Genomic DNA, 16,409 nt, shown 5'->3' with positions numbered 1-16,409 from the left:
ACTAGAGTAATTGAAGAATAAAATGAATGTTTATATTTAACAAAAGTCCTAGCTATTTTATTAGCCAGGACTTTACTTATATTAAAAAACTACTTTTGCTTTTGAAGTATGACAATTGGAATTAATATTAATGAAAGTATGCCACCCCATATAGAAAGGAATGCATAGCTACTATTTGCTACTATCATACCTGATATTGCACCACCTGTTGCTCCGGAAAGTGCGATGAATATATCAATTTTACCTTGTATTTTTGCTCTGTTATTCGGTGTTGTGGAATTTACTATTTGGGTTGTCCCACTAATAAGTCCGAAATTCCATCCGATTCCTAATAATGAAAGGGCTATTGAAAGAGCGATAATAGAGTGTTCAGGTGCTAATGCAGCTAGTATTCCTGACGCTAATAATGTAATAGCTGATGCTATACTCATTTTTGTCAAACCAATTTTATCTACTAATGTTCCAGTTATAAGTGAAGGTAAGTACATTGAACCAATGTGAATACCGATAACCATCCCTATTGATGATAACGAATGTCCATTGTGTTGCATATGAATAGGTGTCATTGTCATTATTGCAATCATAATCATTTGCGTTAAAATCATTACAAATGCGCCAATGATAATACCTTTCTGATTATTATTTAATGGTGAAGTAAGATCATTCTTCTTATTATTTCGTATATATTTTGACACTAAATATGGATCAGGTCTTAACATTATAAATAGAATTGTACCAGCAATAATATAGGCAGCTGCTGCAAGTATAAATGGACCGGATAATGGTGGTAAATTGATAAGTTTTGCAAAATTACCGGTCGTTTCTGCTAAGTTAGGTCCTAATACAGCACCAAAAGTAGTCATAACCATTGTCGTACTAATGGCTTTACCTCTTTGTTTAGGGTGAGCTAAATCTGTTCCAGCATATCTAGCTTGAAGGTTACTTGCAGAACCTGATCCATAAATGAGTAATGATATAAATAGTAACCAAATATTTTCAGTTATTGCTGAAATAATAACGCCGATTGCGCCAAGTCCACCTAAAGTAAAGCCAAAGGATAATCCTATTCTTCTCCCATATTTTTGAGATAATAACCCTACTAAATATGCAGCGCCAGCTGAACCAAACGTAAATAAAGCAGTGGGGATTCCTGTGTATGCATCTGTACCTATTATATCCTTAGCTATTAAAGCACCTACTGTTAAACCAGCAGCTAATCCAGCACCTCCAAATATTTGTGATAAGCTAACAATAAAGAGTATTTTTTTATAATACTTTTGACGTTCGTCTAAATTAGTGCTTAAAATTTCTATATATTTATTGTGTTTATTCATTGCTTTCCTCCCTTATTAAAAAGTTAATGAAATATATACTTTTTTAAAAATTATATATCAATGTTAACAATTAAGATATAGATTAATTATAAAGTATTAGGTATTAGAGGTAATCAATCAAAAAAAGACAAGAAAACTGTTCATAGCAGAATTCTTGTCTAGGTATAGAGTTTATTATTTCTCCAATCTAAATATACTAATGGCTAAGCCGATTAAGACGGTGCCTATTGCATAATCGAGGATGGATTTAAATTTGTGGTTATTAAATAATTGTCTTATGTAGTTAAATAGAAAGCTACAGATAAAGAACCACACAAAAACTGTGATGATAAATAAAGAGGATAAAATAATTATTGTCATTGATCCGTCTTGTTTTGTAATAAATTGAGGTAATATACTCACATAAAATAGTATTGCCTTTGGATTAAAAATTGTACTTAAAAATCCTTGTTTATATGATGATGTCAGACTAATATTCGACTGTATTGTAGGTTCAGTTGTAATGTTAAAAGTCTTTTTAGCATTTAAAATGGTCTTAACGCCTAAATAAGCAATATAAATAGAACCTAATATTTTGATAGCACTAAATACATAATATGATGTTGTTAATATAAAAATTAATCCAAATGCTGCTAAAGCTGAATAAAAAACATGTGCACTTGATATACCTAAACCTGCCATAATGCCATTTTTAGCATTTCCTTTTAAAGTATTATTCAATACAATGAAGAAATCTGGTCCTGGAATAATAATGATCATTAATGCAATAACTACGAAACTTAACCAATTATCCATATATGCAACACCTCTTATTGATGATTTGTTTTAAATAATATAACAAAGAAATATTAAAATAACTATACTATTTTATAATTAAGTGGTATATTTCCCTGAATTTAAAGGATATCTTAGGAGAGTAGTTATATGAATATTGGTGGATATAGAAGCGGTGCTATTGAAGAAGATTTATATTTTTACGTAAAACTTGTTATGATCATATGACTAGTTTTTTATATTAAATTTAAAAGGAGGTTTAACAAAGAACCTAAAGTTAATAAAATTCCTAAAGCAAATATAAATATATTGAAGAAACTTTTGCCTTCCCAGATAAATATGGTAATGCTTATAAGTATTAGCGTAATGCCACATATTAAGTACATAGTGCCTCCGTCTGGTCAGAATGAATGTTTTTTGAATAATATTATTTTATCATAAACTGTTAAGATATTAATGTGAAATCCTTACTTTATTTTACATATCCATTCTTATCTAAAAATTAATAAAAATATTCGAAGGGCAATGTGTTTCGACATGTTGCCCTTATTTCATAAGTATATTACTATTATTCCATAACTAATGTTATTTATTAATTGTAGAATTAATTAAAATACTAAAGGTGATTAAATGAAAGCATTCATTTTGTTGATGGCATTTATTTTTGAAGGTTTACTGATATTACTAGGAATAGGCTTTGATCTTTATACTGAACATATCGGGATTAGAGATGCATTTTATGATACATGGATTACGAGTCACTTTCCTACTAAAAGGAATGCGTTAGGTACGTTAACAGCAGTGGCTTTTGCTTATCTTTCTTTAATGACAATGTTTATTATTGTCCATATTGTTTATAGAGAAAAGGGAGAAAAAATTAAAATAATGTCTGCTTTATTTATTTTAGGCACTATGGCTTATGCATTTTATATATTTATAAAAGGTATCAATTATCTAGTTGAATTTGTTTTAGTACATTTATAAATTAAGATAGGAGGCGTCATATGGGTAAAGAAAATAAAAAACATAAAGCTGATAAATTATCTTTTGGAGATTTTTTAGAAGGCTTCTTTTATATAGGAGATATTATCAGAGCAATATTCGTGACAATTCCAAGAGCTATAGGCTGGATATTTAGAATCATATTTCGGTTATTTGACTAAAAACATCGTAAAGGTGTTTTTTATTTTTTTGAGATTATAGCCATTGTATATTCCTTGTTAATACATATAATAACCTTGATATTTTAAGGTAAATTAATTAAATAGAGTGAAATTCCAAAGTATTATTATAAAATATTTGGAATTTGGTATAATAAGTAAAATGAATATTTAAGTAGGAGTAAGTGTTATGAAAAAAATTATATTGTTATGTGTAAGTATTTTATTCTTAGCAACCATTGCAAGTGGTTGTAGTAATGGAAGTACTGATAATAGAGAAAAAGAAAAAGTAAAACAAGAGAATACAGCTTTAAAAAGTAAACAAAAAGAATTAGAAGAGACAAATAAAAAGCTGAAGGAAAAAATAGAGAATTCCGAGAAACATTCAAATAATAATGAGAAATCTAGTCAAAATAGTACTCAAGAAAAATCATACAAACCTGGTACGACAGACAGAATTCCAGTTGATTTAGCGGGTACAGTTGATGGAGATACTGCAAAATTTATTTATAATGGCAGTCAAAAATCATTTAGATTTTTACTGATTGATACACCTGAAACGAAACACCCAAGATTAGGTAAACAGCCATTTGGTCAAGAAGCATCAGATAGAACGAAAGAATTGTTAACTAATGCAAATAAAATTGAAGTAGAGTTTGATGTAGGTGGACAAACAGATAAATATCAACGTTATTTAGCATACATATATGTAGATGGTAAAATGCTTAATGAAATACTGGTCAGAGAAGGATTAGCTAAAGTAGCATATGTATATCCACCTAATACAAGATACTTAGATCAATTAGAAAGTGCACAAGAAAAAGCAAAAGAAGAAAAATTAGGTATTTGGAGTTTAGGAAGTGCATTTGAAGATAATCAAGCAAGTACACAACAACATACAACTGAGCAACCAGCATCAAGTAATACACAAAGTTCAAATGGAACAGGAAGTGCTACAACACAAACACCAAATAATACTTCTCAAAATGCAGGGTCAGAATATTATCCAAACTGTACGGCACTTAGAAAAGTATATCCAAATGGCGTACCAAGCACACATCCAGCATACAATGCTAAACTAGATAGAGATAAAGATAACTTTGCATGTGAAGCAAATTAAATTTATTTTTATGTATCTTAGTTAAAGTAGATCATTATGTATAATAACATTATATTTTTTATCTTAAGGTTATTAATCTATTTCTTAGCTATTTGGGGATGTACCACTTTAACTAATTATTTGGAATTAGGATATGTTTGGAGTTTAGTTGTACTATTAATCGTAATGACTTTAATTAGTATTGTTGTTGAAACGGTATCCATTAGAATTAGAAATAATAGATAATTAACCACACTAAAAAAACCCCCTTATTTTCACGGAATAAGGGGGTTTGGTGTTGACCATGATGGAAGCTATCATGGTTGTAATATATGGAAATATTATACAATAATGTTAAGCCCAATTCGAGAGCTTTCTTTTCAATTATAAATGTATATATACTGAAATTTAGCGTGTTATGTACCGGTATAAGTGATACAATAGTTTTTAAATTATTTAATGTGAGGTTTGAATGATGACAAATGTATATTTTTTAAGACATGGTGAAACGGATTGGAATTTAGAAGGTAGAACTCAAGGTAGAACTGATATTCCTTTGAATCATAATGGCGAATTACAAGCAAAGGAAAGCGGTGCTGCTTTAAAAGATAAAAAAATTGATGTGATTATTACGAGTCCTTTAAAAAGAGCTAAAAAAACTGCTGAAATTGTGCAAGAACAATTGAATGTAGATTTGATTGAAAGAGAAGCGTTTATTGAATTATCATTTGGTGACGCTGAAGGTATGACGCTTGCTGAAAAACTCGAACGCTTCCCAGATCGAATATATCCTAATAGTGAAGATGCGGCTAGCATCGAGCGTAGATTTTTAACAGGATTAGCTGAAATACATGATAAATATCATAATCAAAATGTAGTAGTCGTATCACATGGTGCCTTTATTAATGCCATATTATATCATTATTCAAATGGAGAAACAGGGACAGGAAAAATTAAACTTGCAAACGGTGGTATTACATCATTAAAAATATCAGACGATAAAGTAGAAATATTAGAATGTAATCAAGTGAACCACTTGTCTCAATATAAGAAAATTGGTGAGATATAAAGGATGATTGTATGAAAATTAGAATGTTCGATTTAAAAGATGCTAAAGCAGTTAGTGAAATGATTATTCACACATTGAGAACAACTAATGTAAAAGACGAACCTGTTGATGAAATTGAAAAAGTTGTGAGTAGCATGACACCTGAAGCAATAATTGAAAGAGCAAGTTTTACAAATTTTTATATATTTGAAGAAAATAATCAAATAATAGCAACAGGTGCAATAGGACCGTATTGGGATAGCCAAACTGAAAGTAGCTTGTTTACCATTTTTGTATCACCAGATCATCAAGGAAGAGGTATAGGTAAGCTTATAATAGAAACCCTTGAAAATGACTATTATTATAAACGTGCACAACGTATAGAGGTTTCAGCATCTGTTACAGCAGTAGAATTCTATAGAAAGTATGGTTATGATTTCAAGAATGGTATCAAATTTCAAGATGATGAAGGTATTTATAGAATGGAAAAATTTAATAAAACTACCTAAGCTTTAGTTATCTATATTTCTATATTCATAACTTAAACTTATCATTCAAAATACTAAATTTGTCATATTTATTATGATTCATTTGTGATAGTTTGAATATAAAGGAAATATAGAAAGAAAGAGGATATTATGTTTGTTTTCATTTTAACGGAAGTGTTATTGCCGCTTCTTATTTTAATTTTTGTTGGTTTTTTATTACAGAGAAAGTTTGCATTTAATTTAAAACATTTTTCTACACTTATTACTTATTGTTTAATGCCTGTTGCGGTTTTTGTGAATATTTATGATATTACGATTCAATTGGATTTGCTGTTAAAGGTTCTTTACTATATTGTAGTTTATAGTTTAGTTATGATCTTAATTGGGAATTTATTTGCTAAAGTATTGAACCTTCAAAAAGGTGAGAGTGCAGCCTTAAAGAATAGCATTTCTTTAATGAATTCTGGTAACTATGGTTTGCCGGTCAGTCAATTAATTTTTAGTCAAAATCCTATTGGTGTTGCGGTACAAATCTTCGTGCTTATTTTTCAAAATCTACTTACGTATTCTTATGGTATGTATAATTTACTTTCCACTACTAAAAGTTTAAAAGATATTGTCATTTCTTTTTTGAAGCTACCTGTTTTTCATGCACTGATTTTAGGTATTATATTTCAAGTAGGGCATATTAAATTATCTCAAGTGTTTCTAATTCCTATCCACCAAATTTCAGATAGTTTTGCGCCAATTGCTTTAATTTTATTAGGTGCTCAATTAGCGCATATTAAATTGAAATTATTGCATAGAGCGATTATGGGATCGTTGATTGGTAGGTTGATAATTGGACCGCTTATTGCACTTAGTTTAATTTATTTATTCCATATTGATGGCGTTATTGCACAATCTTTATTTATAGCTAGTGCCTTTCCAACTTCAAGAAATACATCAACGATTGCTTTTGAATATGATGTGGAGCCAGAACTACATGCTCAAATTGTATTATTCTCTACATTATTAAGCTCAGTCACAGTTTCAATTGTTATTTATTTGTCATATATACTATTTACTTAAGTAAAAATCGTTTAAATTTATAATGTCCATGCTTACTATGATGTAAGCGCGGACATTTTTTATTTGTATACCATTAGATGAAAAGTGTATATTATTATATTTAAATATTAAGTTGACACTATAAAAAAGTGAGCGTATACTCTTTAAACATGAAAAGGAGCTGTATACGTTTGAAGTTTAATAAAAAGAAAATCAACGTCGTAGATATCGGTATGGCAAAGAAAAGTGTGTTTGCTACTGGTATTGGTAATGCAATGGAATGGTTTGACTTTGCTCTATATTCTTACCTTGCAGTTATCATTAGTAAGAATTTCTTCAGTCCAGTTCAAAATGATGAATTAAAATTAATTTTCACTTTTGCAACATTTGCGATAGCATTCTTACTTAGACCAGTGGGAGGCATTGTCTTTGGTAAAATAGGTGACAAGTTAGGTAGAAAAGTTGTCTTAACATTTACAATTATTATGATGGCAATTTCTACTTTGATTATTGGACTATTACCTACATATGATCAAATCGGAATTTGGGCACCAATTTTATTATTGCTAGCTCGTATTTTACAAGGTTTCTCAGTAGGTGGGGAATATGCTGGTGCGATGGTTTATATCGCAGAGTCTTCACCGGATAATAAAAGAATTAGATTAGGTAGTGGTTTAGAAATCGGTACTTTATCTGGTTATATTGTGGCATCTATCCTTGTTACAGTATTATTCTGGACACTATCGGACGCTCAAATGAATTCTTGGGGTTGGAGAATTCCATTCTTCTTAAGTGCACCAATTGGATTGATTGGTCTTTACTTGAGAACACATTTAGAAGAAACACCAATTTTTGAAAATGATATCGCTGATCAAAAAGATCAACTAAGCGTTATTGAAATTATAAAACAATATAAAAAAGATATCTTATTATGTATTGTGTTTGTAGCCTTCTTCAACATTACAAATTATGTATTATTAGGTTACATGCCTTCATACCTAGATGAAACGGTTGGTATTAGTGATCGTATTAGTACACCGATAACAGCGGTTGTATTACTGATTATGGTACCATTCGCGCTTACATTTGGTAGACTTGGTGATAAAATAGGTAATAAGAAAGTGATATCTTTCGGTTTAATCTTAGGTATATTAGTATCTGTCGTTTCATTCCAATTCTTAAATATTGGTGGACTTGGTTTCTTATTCCTTGGATTACTATTGTTAGGTATCGTATTGTCAGTCTACGAAGGTACAATGCCAGGCTCATTACCAACATTGTTCCATACAGATATTCGTTATAGAACATTATCATGGACATTTAATATTTCAGTTTCGTTATTTGGTGGTACAACACCATTAGTAGCTTCATGGTTAGTACACGTGACAGGTAATAATTTAGCACCTGCATTCTACTTACTAGGTGTGAGTGTCATTGGCCTTATCGTTGTCTTAACATTATTTGAAGATACTTCTAAAAAATCATTAAAAGGATCTTATCCAACTGTAGCATCGAAAAAAGAATTTGTTCATGCTGTAGAAAATCCGAAAGATTCATTATGGTGGCATAACGAAAGTACAAAATCATAATTTATATTAAAGAGTCTGGGACAGAAATGTTCTAGACTCTTTTTCATATTTTTAGAAATAAGGGCTAAATATTGCAAGTGAAGGGTGACAAGCAATGTTGAGGACCCTGTATTTATCAAGACATGCGAAACAAGATAAATAGGCGCCTCTGTATGTTGCAAGACACATCAAACAAGCAACACAGAGCCTCACGTTTATATTGATTTTTCCATATAAAAAAGACTGGGACATAATGTAATGTCTCAGTCTCTTGTAATATCTTATCAGTAGATGACTGAATTGAAATACGCTTGTACCAAGCTTTTTTAACTCTAGTCATCCTTGCCGGGGCGGGACTACGAAATCTTTTTATTATATGTGTAATGAAAGACTTAATTGGGTAAAGTAGTGAAGAAGTAATAGTAAATGATATAGAGTAAGAGGAGCTGATAAGGATGGGAAACGTAGTAAAACGTATTTTAAGATATGTTGGTACAGTTCTAATCATGAGACTTATAAGAAATCTTTTTAGTAAAGGTTCTAATAAACGTTAAAAATTCATGAATTTCTTTAGATTATTATTAAAATAATGTTTAGAGTTTATATACGTCGGGTATTTTATTATTACAAAGCTATTTACCTAGAGTGGTTTTGAAAATATTTATTCGTATATGACATAAGCACTGCACAAATTTGTGTGGTGCTTCTATTTGTTAGATATATATGTATTAAAAAAAGAAGTATATCACGAAATCAATTAAGTGATATACTTCTTTATATTTATTGTACTTTCTATTTTTTAATTGCTTTTAAAATGAATGAAAGTATCAAGATTAAGATGATTGAACCGATTAATGCTGGAATAATTGCAATTCCACCTATTACTGGTCCCATATCTCCTAATAATTTACCACCAATTGCTGAACCGATAATACCTGCGATAATGTTACCAATAATACCGCCTGGAATATCTTTACCTAAAATAACGCCTGCTAGCCAGCCGATTAAACCGCCGACGATTAACATTAATATAAAGCCCATATATGATTACCTCCTATTTTTACACTTCTTTATATATATCCAAAGTGAAGATACGTTAAACACTTATAAAGAAAATATTTGGTAAAATTAAACAATAATTGTAGTAAATAGTTGTTTTTTTAAAATATTGGTATTATTTTATGAGCTTGGAGGATATCTTTAGTCCAAAAATATTGTTTGCCTTGTCCTGTATATGCTGGTACTAATACATCATTTCTAATACAAGCATAGAACCATTCTGGATGGACTCCACTATATAATAAAGTTTGGTATTCAATAAAATCTGCTTCCCAGTTTATATTAAGTTCTTTCATTACAATACACTCCATAAATATTAAGCTTTATGACCTGCAATTAAACCTTTTCTTTCTAATAATGTTCCACTATTTAATAGGCTTGAACCGCGCATAACAACATCCTTACCATATTTCATACGTATAAAATCTAAATGATTTTCGAGCGTCTCTGTCTTAATTTGATACGGATCATCGAATAAAGATAATTGCTTAATTTGGTTCGGAATAAATTTACCAAATGATATAGCCATTGTTCTATAAAGTCTGTCCGGTTCTAACCATTGAGATAAATAATCCCATAATAATTGTGTGATAACATAAGTATTCATAAATCCCGTTTTGTTTGTAAATTGTTTCCGCACACCTCCAACGTCTGCATAACCGACACTCACGCTAATACGTGTAGGGTATAAATTGAGTTTTCTAGAACGAAAGTAAACTTCATCTACTTGTTCATTTAATACGGTCTTAAGTTCATTCATACTGTAATCACGCATAAGTATTTGGGACTTACCTAAAGATTTATCATATATACGATGAGGATTTCTAATGACACTTTCATCAATACCATTAGCATGCAAATGAAGGTCAACGCCAATAACGCCAAAGTCCCGCTTCAAATATTCCACAGGATAGTTAGCTAAGTGTCCAATCGTAAATATACCTTTCTTATTAAGCTTAGCTTCTGTACGTCGATTGATTCCCCACATGTCTCGTAAAGGTTGAATGGCCCAAACTTTAGACGGCACATCTTCATAGCGCCATTCTGATATCCCAAGACTTGTATGCTTAGCATCAATATCCATTGAAAGCTTAGCAAGTAATAAATTAGAGCCAATACCAATCGTGCTACGAATTTGAGTATAATTAAATATACGCTCTTGAAGTTGCATCGCTAATGAAAAGGGAGAATGTGCAAATAAATGATAAGACTCTGATACATCCATAAAGAATTCATCAATACTATATTGATGAAAATCTTCAGGTGCAACATAATCCAAAGCAATTTTGCTAATTTGTGTTGATAATTGTATATAGTTCTTCATAGATGGATTAATAACATAGATATCTTTACGTTGAGGTATTTCAAATAAACGAGAACCTGTTTTAATGCCAATTGCTTTTAAAGGTGGTGTAGCTGCCAGGACAACAGAACCTTTACGCTTCGTATCAGCCACAACAGCAAGCTTAGTCGTTAACGGGTTCAAACCTTTCTCAATACATGAGACAGACGCAAAGAAACTCTTTAAATCCACACATATAATATCCCGATTTAGACAATAACTGTAGTCATACATAAAAATCACCCTAGTCATATTGTACTTTCATTATACGAACATATGTTCTTATTTGTAAAGTATAAACTTGTATAAAAGCACAATATGTTATCATTTTATGATTGTTATGTACTAGATTAAGACTTTAAATCTTGCCATTCTTCCCGTAAAAGACCCATTCTAATAGAGTCGTAATAAGTCCCGTTATAATATCTTACTTTTCTAATTCTAGCTTCCATAGTCATACCAAGACGTTCTCCAATTTTAATCATGCCTTTGTTCCCTGACCAAGTCGTATAACCGACGCGAACAATATCTAAAGTATTGAATAAATGATCAATCCACATACGCATGACATTTGTGCCAATGCCTTTACCCCAATTATCAGAGTGATAGATTGAAAGACCCATCTCTAGCCACTTAGAAGGTTCATGTTTCCAATAATAAGAGACTGTACCAATAACTTTGTCGTTGTAAATTACAGCCCATCTATTCGGAACATTGATCCAATCATCCTTTTGGAGCAAAAAATCATCATACGACATAGCATGATGAGGAAAATAAGGCGCATCCCATAACTTCCATTCAGGATTTGAGTCCTTAAAAGCCATCTGCCATATACTCTTTAAATCTTCTAATTTAATAGGTCTAATATATAATTTACGATTTTCATCCATGTTATCCCTCTGTTCTGTATAAAATAATTAAAATAATTTTATCATGCAAATTGGAAAAAATATATTTCTTTGAAGTTTACGTTTTGAAAATAAGCTATATGAATTATTAAGAATATGAAGCCAAGCAATATAATCTAATAAAAAATGGTTACTTTCCATCGCATAATTTTAAAATACAGTTTTTGACAATTATATTTATAAATTATAAAATATAAAAAGAGAGGTGATCATTATGTCAGAATATATTACGAGAAATGAATTTGAACAATATGAAAAGCGTGTTGATGAACGCTTCGATACTTTGAACAATAAGATTGATCATTTGCCAAATATCATTCAAGACAAAATAACAATTTCAATGAACAACCTTGAAAGAAGTATTAATGAAACCAATAAGAAAAATAGAAAAGCGGTTATTACATCTGTTCTATCGGGTGTAGGTGTATTAATAACACTAGCAGGGTTAATTGGAAATATATTAGGTGTGTTTTAATAAGAGAGACTTAATCTTACAAAATTGTAAGCTTAGAAACCTGTTGTGACAACAATGTTAGGACTATTTCAAGTGATATGATGCTATCATTTTACTTGAAAGGAGAGATAACATTGAAAGGTTTATTAAAAGGTATTGTTTTTCTAGTTATATTTGTTATTTTATGTTGTTGTTTATTAATCGTTATATTTAGTACATCTGGGTCAAGTGAAATTAAAGGTGTATCAGATCAATTAAATCCATTTATGAAAGAGAAATACGCTTATGTAAAGACAAAGCTACCTGATGCTGTTGAAGAACATAATATTAGAAGATATAAGCAAGATATTGTAGATGAAGATGGTAAACGTACAAAAGTGGAATTTATATCATCAGATGAACTTAAAACAAATCACTATTTAAAAATTAAGCATAAAGGGACACATGTGGAATCATTTGAAGAAGTTGATAAAAGTGAAATACCAAAGAAAGCTCTAAACGCTATAGAATAAATGAGAACGAGATAATCAATTTATCTCGTTCTTTTATAATTTGTAATGAATATTTAATATAACGAAATATTCTTCAGGTGTATTAATTAATTATAGTTTGTAATACAATATAAAAATAAAATATAAGGGGGATTATTATGAAGTACAAGTTTGGAACAGCAATAATTTTGACGACAAGTGTATTATTTTCTCAATCTGTTGGATATTTAAATGCAGAAGAACATCAAAGTGAACAAACAGAGAACACAAGCAAATCGATTAGTTTTGAACAAGCACAAAAGATGAACCCGAAAGAATTAACAGGCTTGCTGACGGATGAAGATCTCAAATTACATAATAAAGATGCAGAAGAAAATTCTACAGAAATAGAATCAAATCAACATACAAATGAAGCTTATCAAAATGTTAATAATTATATTGCTAAAAATAATATTAAGCCGTCTACAATCACACAAGATTCTAGAATGGATAGCTTGCCGAAGTATGATTATAAATCAGATAAGTTTATCGGTGTGATTATACATGAAACAGCTAATCCTGATAGCACAATAGATGAAGAAATCAATTACATGTATAACAATTATGAAAGTGCATTTGTTCATGCTTATGCAAGTAGTAGTAAAATTGTTCAAACAGCATCTAGTGATTATTTAGCTTGGGGTGCAGGCGCAAAAGCCAATCCATATTTCTATCAAATAGAATTGGCTCAATCAAGTACATTTGACCAGTTTGCGAAATCGGTCAATAATCAAGCATATTTAACTGCGAAAATGTTACACCAAAATGGACTGAAACCATCATTAGCCGATAATAATGAGGGAACAGGTACAGTTATCAGTCACAATGCCATTAGTCAATATTATGGCGGAACAGATCATACAGATCCAATCAATTACTTTAGTCAGTGGGGCTACGATATGAATCAATTTTATAGTCTCGTTCAAAAGCATTATAATGATTTAAATGAAACAAGTGATAATATAACAGGCTATACACATACTGTTGTTTCTGGAGATACGTTGTATAATATATCTCAAAGAAGCGGCGTAAGTGTAGCTAAACTTAAATCATTAAATAATTTAAGTTCAAATGATATAAGTGTAGGACAAGTATTGAAACTGAAATAATTAAAAACACCTCTGAAGTGCAAGCGTTACTGTAACTTTAGAGGTGTTTTTCTATTTAAATTTAGGTATCAATTTAATATAGAATAGTTCGCCAATAAGCTCGACAAGTGTTTGTGTGACGATAACAGTTGTTACAATTGTTGACCAATTGTCTGGTAGAGATAAAGCTAATGGCAAGACAACTAATGCATTTCTTGTGCTAGAACTAAAAGCAATCGTGCGTTTTAAATCTGAAGGTAAAACAAAGATTTTACCAGAAAGATAACCAATAAAAGGCGCAATAATCATAAAACAAATGTAAACAGGAACAACTATCCATACGACGTGTAAATCATTAAAGATTTTTGAAATTTGAGAGCCTATAACCGTCATTAATACGAGTCCCATAAAAGGAACAGGCAACCATTCTGATAAAGATAAAATGTTCGACATAGTAGCGGACTTTTTACTTAAAACTTGCATAAAAATAGCTATGATTAAAGGTACCAGAATAAGATATACAAAAGTCTTTATAAAAGGTATAAAGTCAATGTATTCCGAGAAATCTTGGTTAAAAAATATTACAAAATATATCGGTAATAAGATGATTTGTAAAATAAATAAAATAGGTGTAGCAATCAACATAAAGCTTTCATTTCCATGACCTAACTTCGTAAAAACAATCACATAATCAATACAAGGTGTCAGTAATACTAAGTAAATTCCGATTAGAAGCGGTGTAGATGTAATATGAAAGGCTGTAACAATTAGAAAAACAAGAATAGGAATAAAAATAAAATTAGAAATAATAAGTGCCACAAGAAATTTAAAATTTAATGCCTTTTGACGTAAAGATAAAAAAGGAATTTGAGCAAACATACTAAACAATAGAATCGCAATTAAAATAGAAATAAAAGGTTCAAAAATAAGGCTAGCACGGTCAAACAATAGACCGAAACTCACGCCCATCATAATAAATAAAAGATATATATAAATTTGTTTATCCTCTAAAAAAGATTTCAAGTAAGACATCATAACCTCCTGTAAACCACTTAATATAAATCATAGTATGAAGTAGAAATTAATTCAATTGAATAAAAAGATGATGAATATTGTTATAATATGAATACTAATACTATATTTATTGATATTTGTAAGGGGATAAACACATGAAATCTATTTTTATGATGGATGAACTAAATGATATTGAAGAAACTCAAAAAACAGCAAAATATTTTATAGATAAAATTGAAAATTATATTGATATTCTGAAAAAAGATTACGAATTAAATGACATGCCAGAACACGTCATATGGACAAGTGATTATGTAATGACGCATGTATTTAAGAAGAATGTACCAGCGTTTACAAATGAAAAAGGTATATTTATGAATATTGAAAAAGAAAGCTGGAAGACCTTTTTAAATGGTCAAATCAAAAGTGACATGTCTGAAAAGACTCAAAAAATATTTAATAACTATTTAGAAAAAGAAATATTGTGCATATTAGGTCATGAAATTACGCACCATTGTGACTTCTTTTTAACAGAATTTGATGATCTTGATATATCATCAGATGACTTATGGTTTGAAGAAGGATTGGTTACTTTCTTACCAAGGTATTATTTATATAATGACAAAGAATTTAAAGAAATTATACAGTATGAAACAGAATTATTTAATTACTACAAATCAAAATATGATGAAAATAATTTAGAATCATTCACAAATGAAATTTATAAAAGTAATGATAATGCATATGTCATGTTTCATTACTGGAAAAGCTTTTTAGCAATAGTTGATTTAGTTGAAAACTACTATGAAGGCAACATTCATAAGATGATCAAACAATATCAACAATGGAATAAAGAAGGAAAAAAACAAAAATTAAGTGAATACCTATTTAGGAAATAAGGGAGTATTATATGGATAAAATATATATAAATCAAGATTTAATATTAAGAAATGCAGAAACAAAAGATATAGATGATTATCTTTCAGTTCCTTTTAATAAAGAACTATTAATGATGTATGGATTAACAATGGATTATAGAACTTCAAAATCAAAGGAAAAAGCAGCTTTATTAATTAAAGAAATTCAGAGTGAACCCTACGAATGGGCAATTGTATGCCAAGATAAATTTATAGGGCAAGTTAGATTAGTTATTGATGATATTAATAACAAAGCAAAATTTGCAATAGGGATATTTAATCCAGAATATTGGTCTATGGGAATTGGAACTAAAGTTTCAGCAGCTGTAGTAAATTATGGGTTTGAATATTTGAAATTACATAAAATTTACTTAAGAGTATTGAAATATAATGCTCGTGCAATTAAGGCATATGAAAAAGTAGGATTTATAATTGAGGGAGAAGAACGTGATAGTGCATTTATAAAAGGTGAATACTATAACGATATTCATATGGGTATTCTAAAATCTGAATTTAATATCAATCAATTGTAGCAAGAGACCAATCATACTAATAAATTACAAGAAGAAGCGATGG

Annotated in this window: 19 protein-coding genes; 12 read left to right on the top strand and 7 right to left on the bottom strand. The window is 29.9% G+C overall.

The window, feature by feature from the left end; all coding sequences use genetic code 11:
* Positions 1–89: 89 nt before the first annotated feature.
* Complete coding sequence (locus tag ACJTHF_RS01875) at positions 90–1,334, bottom strand: MFS transporter (protein ID WP_078355551.1); 1,245 nt, start codon at positions 1,332–1,334, stop codon at positions 90–92.
* A 174-nt stretch (positions 1,335–1,508) separates the two neighbouring features.
* Positions 1,509–2,129 (bottom strand): LysE family translocator, encoded by a 621-nt coding sequence (locus tag ACJTHF_RS01870; RefSeq protein WP_058591591.1) that lies wholly within the window; start codon positions 2,127–2,129, stop codon positions 1,509–1,511.
* Between the two features lie 609 nt (positions 2,130–2,738).
* Between ACJTHF_RS01870 and ACJTHF_RS01865 the strand changes: the two genes are divergently transcribed.
* The 7 genes from ACJTHF_RS01865 to ACJTHF_RS01835 all read left to right on the top strand — a co-directional run bounded on the left by ACJTHF_RS01865 (position 2,739) and on the right by ACJTHF_RS01835 (position 8,542).
* Positions 2,739–3,092: a hypothetical protein gene (locus ACJTHF_RS01865; RefSeq protein WP_048539886.1), complete on the top strand. Its 354-nt coding sequence runs from the start codon at positions 2,739–2,741 to the stop codon at positions 3,090–3,092.
* A 20-nt stretch (positions 3,093–3,112) separates the two neighbouring features.
* Positions 3,113–3,271 carry a hypothetical protein gene (locus ACJTHF_RS01860; RefSeq protein ID WP_153653764.1) on the top strand — a complete coding sequence of 53 codons (159 nt, stop codon included), beginning with the start codon at positions 3,113–3,115 and terminating at the stop codon, positions 3,269–3,271.
* Positions 3,272–3,458: 187 nt separating this feature from the next.
* The gene (locus ACJTHF_RS01855; protein WP_058591589.1) at positions 3,459–4,388 is read left to right on the top strand and encodes a thermonuclease family protein; all 930 of its coding nucleotides are present in this window, start codon (positions 3,459–3,461) and stop codon (positions 4,386–4,388) included.
* 454 nt (positions 4,389–4,842) lie between these two features.
* Positions 4,843–5,436: a histidine phosphatase family protein gene (locus tag ACJTHF_RS01850; RefSeq protein WP_078355553.1), complete on the top strand. Its 594-nt coding sequence runs from the start codon at positions 4,843–4,845 to the stop codon at positions 5,434–5,436.
* Positions 5,437–5,447: 11 nt separating this feature from the next.
* Positions 5,448–5,924: a GNAT family N-acetyltransferase gene (locus tag ACJTHF_RS01845; RefSeq protein WP_407812514.1), complete on the top strand. Its 477-nt coding sequence runs from the start codon at positions 5,448–5,450 to the stop codon at positions 5,922–5,924.
* Between the two features lie 129 nt (positions 5,925–6,053).
* Positions 6,054–6,974 carry an AEC family transporter gene (locus ACJTHF_RS01840; RefSeq protein ID WP_078355554.1) on the top strand — a complete coding sequence of 307 codons (921 nt, stop codon included), beginning with the start codon at positions 6,054–6,056 and terminating at the stop codon, positions 6,972–6,974.
* Positions 6,975–7,144: 170 nt separating this feature from the next.
* A complete protein-coding gene (locus ACJTHF_RS01835; RefSeq protein ID WP_058591585.1) occupies positions 7,145–8,542 on the top strand; it encodes an MFS transporter in 1,398 nt (465 codons plus the stop codon).
* 771 nt (positions 8,543–9,313) lie between these two features.
* Here ACJTHF_RS01835 and ACJTHF_RS01830 read toward each other — a convergent pair.
* From ACJTHF_RS01830 to ACJTHF_RS01815, 4 genes are all read right to left on the bottom strand, one after another.
* The gene (locus ACJTHF_RS01830; RefSeq protein WP_048539880.1) at positions 9,314–9,562 is read right to left on the bottom strand and encodes a GlsB/YeaQ/YmgE family stress response membrane protein; all 249 of its coding nucleotides are present in this window, start codon (positions 9,560–9,562) and stop codon (positions 9,314–9,316) included.
* Between the two features lie 119 nt (positions 9,563–9,681).
* Complete coding sequence (locus tag ACJTHF_RS01825; protein ID WP_048539879.1) at positions 9,682–9,876, bottom strand: hypothetical protein; 195 nt, start codon at positions 9,874–9,876, stop codon at positions 9,682–9,684.
* Positions 9,877–9,896: 20 nt separating this feature from the next.
* On the bottom strand, positions 9,897–11,156 hold the full coding sequence (locus ACJTHF_RS01820; RefSeq protein ID WP_058591584.1) for a DNA repair protein: 1,260 nt from the start codon (positions 11,154–11,156) through the stop codon (positions 9,897–9,899).
* A gap of 116 nt (positions 11,157–11,272) precedes the next feature.
* On the bottom strand, positions 11,273–11,812 hold the full coding sequence (locus tag ACJTHF_RS01815) for a GNAT family N-acetyltransferase (protein WP_232156563.1): 540 nt from the start codon (positions 11,810–11,812) through the stop codon (positions 11,273–11,275).
* A gap of 232 nt (positions 11,813–12,044) precedes the next feature.
* Here ACJTHF_RS01815 and ACJTHF_RS01810 point away from each other — a divergent pair, with 232 nt between their 5' ends.
* The 3 genes from ACJTHF_RS01810 to ACJTHF_RS01800 all read left to right on the top strand — a co-directional run bounded on the left by ACJTHF_RS01810 (position 12,045) and on the right by ACJTHF_RS01800 (position 13,923).
* On the top strand, positions 12,045–12,305 hold the full coding sequence (locus tag ACJTHF_RS01810) for a hypothetical protein (RefSeq protein WP_048539876.1): 261 nt from the start codon (positions 12,045–12,047) through the stop codon (positions 12,303–12,305).
* 113 nt (positions 12,306–12,418) lie between these two features.
* On the top strand, positions 12,419–12,796 hold the full coding sequence (locus tag ACJTHF_RS01805) for a YxeA family protein (RefSeq protein WP_058591581.1): 378 nt from the start codon (positions 12,419–12,421) through the stop codon (positions 12,794–12,796).
* Positions 12,797–12,933: 137 nt separating this feature from the next.
* Entirely contained in the window at positions 12,934–13,923 is a 990-nt protein-coding gene (locus ACJTHF_RS01800) for a LysM peptidoglycan-binding domain-containing protein (protein ID WP_106417625.1), read from the top strand.
* A gap of 51 nt (positions 13,924–13,974) precedes the next feature.
* On the opposite strand, the gene ACJTHF_RS01795 is transcribed toward ACJTHF_RS01800, so the two are convergent.
* On the bottom strand, positions 13,975–14,934 hold the full coding sequence (locus tag ACJTHF_RS01795; protein WP_084755088.1) for an arsenic resistance protein: 960 nt from the start codon (positions 14,932–14,934) through the stop codon (positions 13,975–13,977).
* 137 nt (positions 14,935–15,071) lie between these two features.
* On the opposite strand from ACJTHF_RS01795, the gene ACJTHF_RS01790 reads away from it, so the two are divergent.
* Positions 15,072–15,815, top strand: coding sequence for a hypothetical protein (locus ACJTHF_RS01790; RefSeq protein ID WP_232156562.1), 744 nt, complete (start codon positions 15,072–15,074; stop codon positions 15,813–15,815).
* Between the two features lie 11 nt (positions 15,816–15,826).
* A complete protein-coding gene (locus ACJTHF_RS01785; RefSeq protein WP_232156561.1) occupies positions 15,827–16,366 on the top strand; it encodes a GNAT family N-acetyltransferase in 540 nt (179 codons plus the stop codon).
* Positions 16,367–16,409: the final 43 nt, after the last annotated feature.

The sequence above is a fragment of the Mammaliicoccus sp. RAM2 genome, assembly GCF_045897195.1.
GTDB classification, from domain to species: Bacteria; Bacillota; Bacilli; order Staphylococcales; family Staphylococcaceae; genus Mammaliicoccus; species Mammaliicoccus sciuri.
Note: the sequence above shows the minus strand (reverse complement) of the source record. Positions and strands in the feature narration are given on the sequence as shown.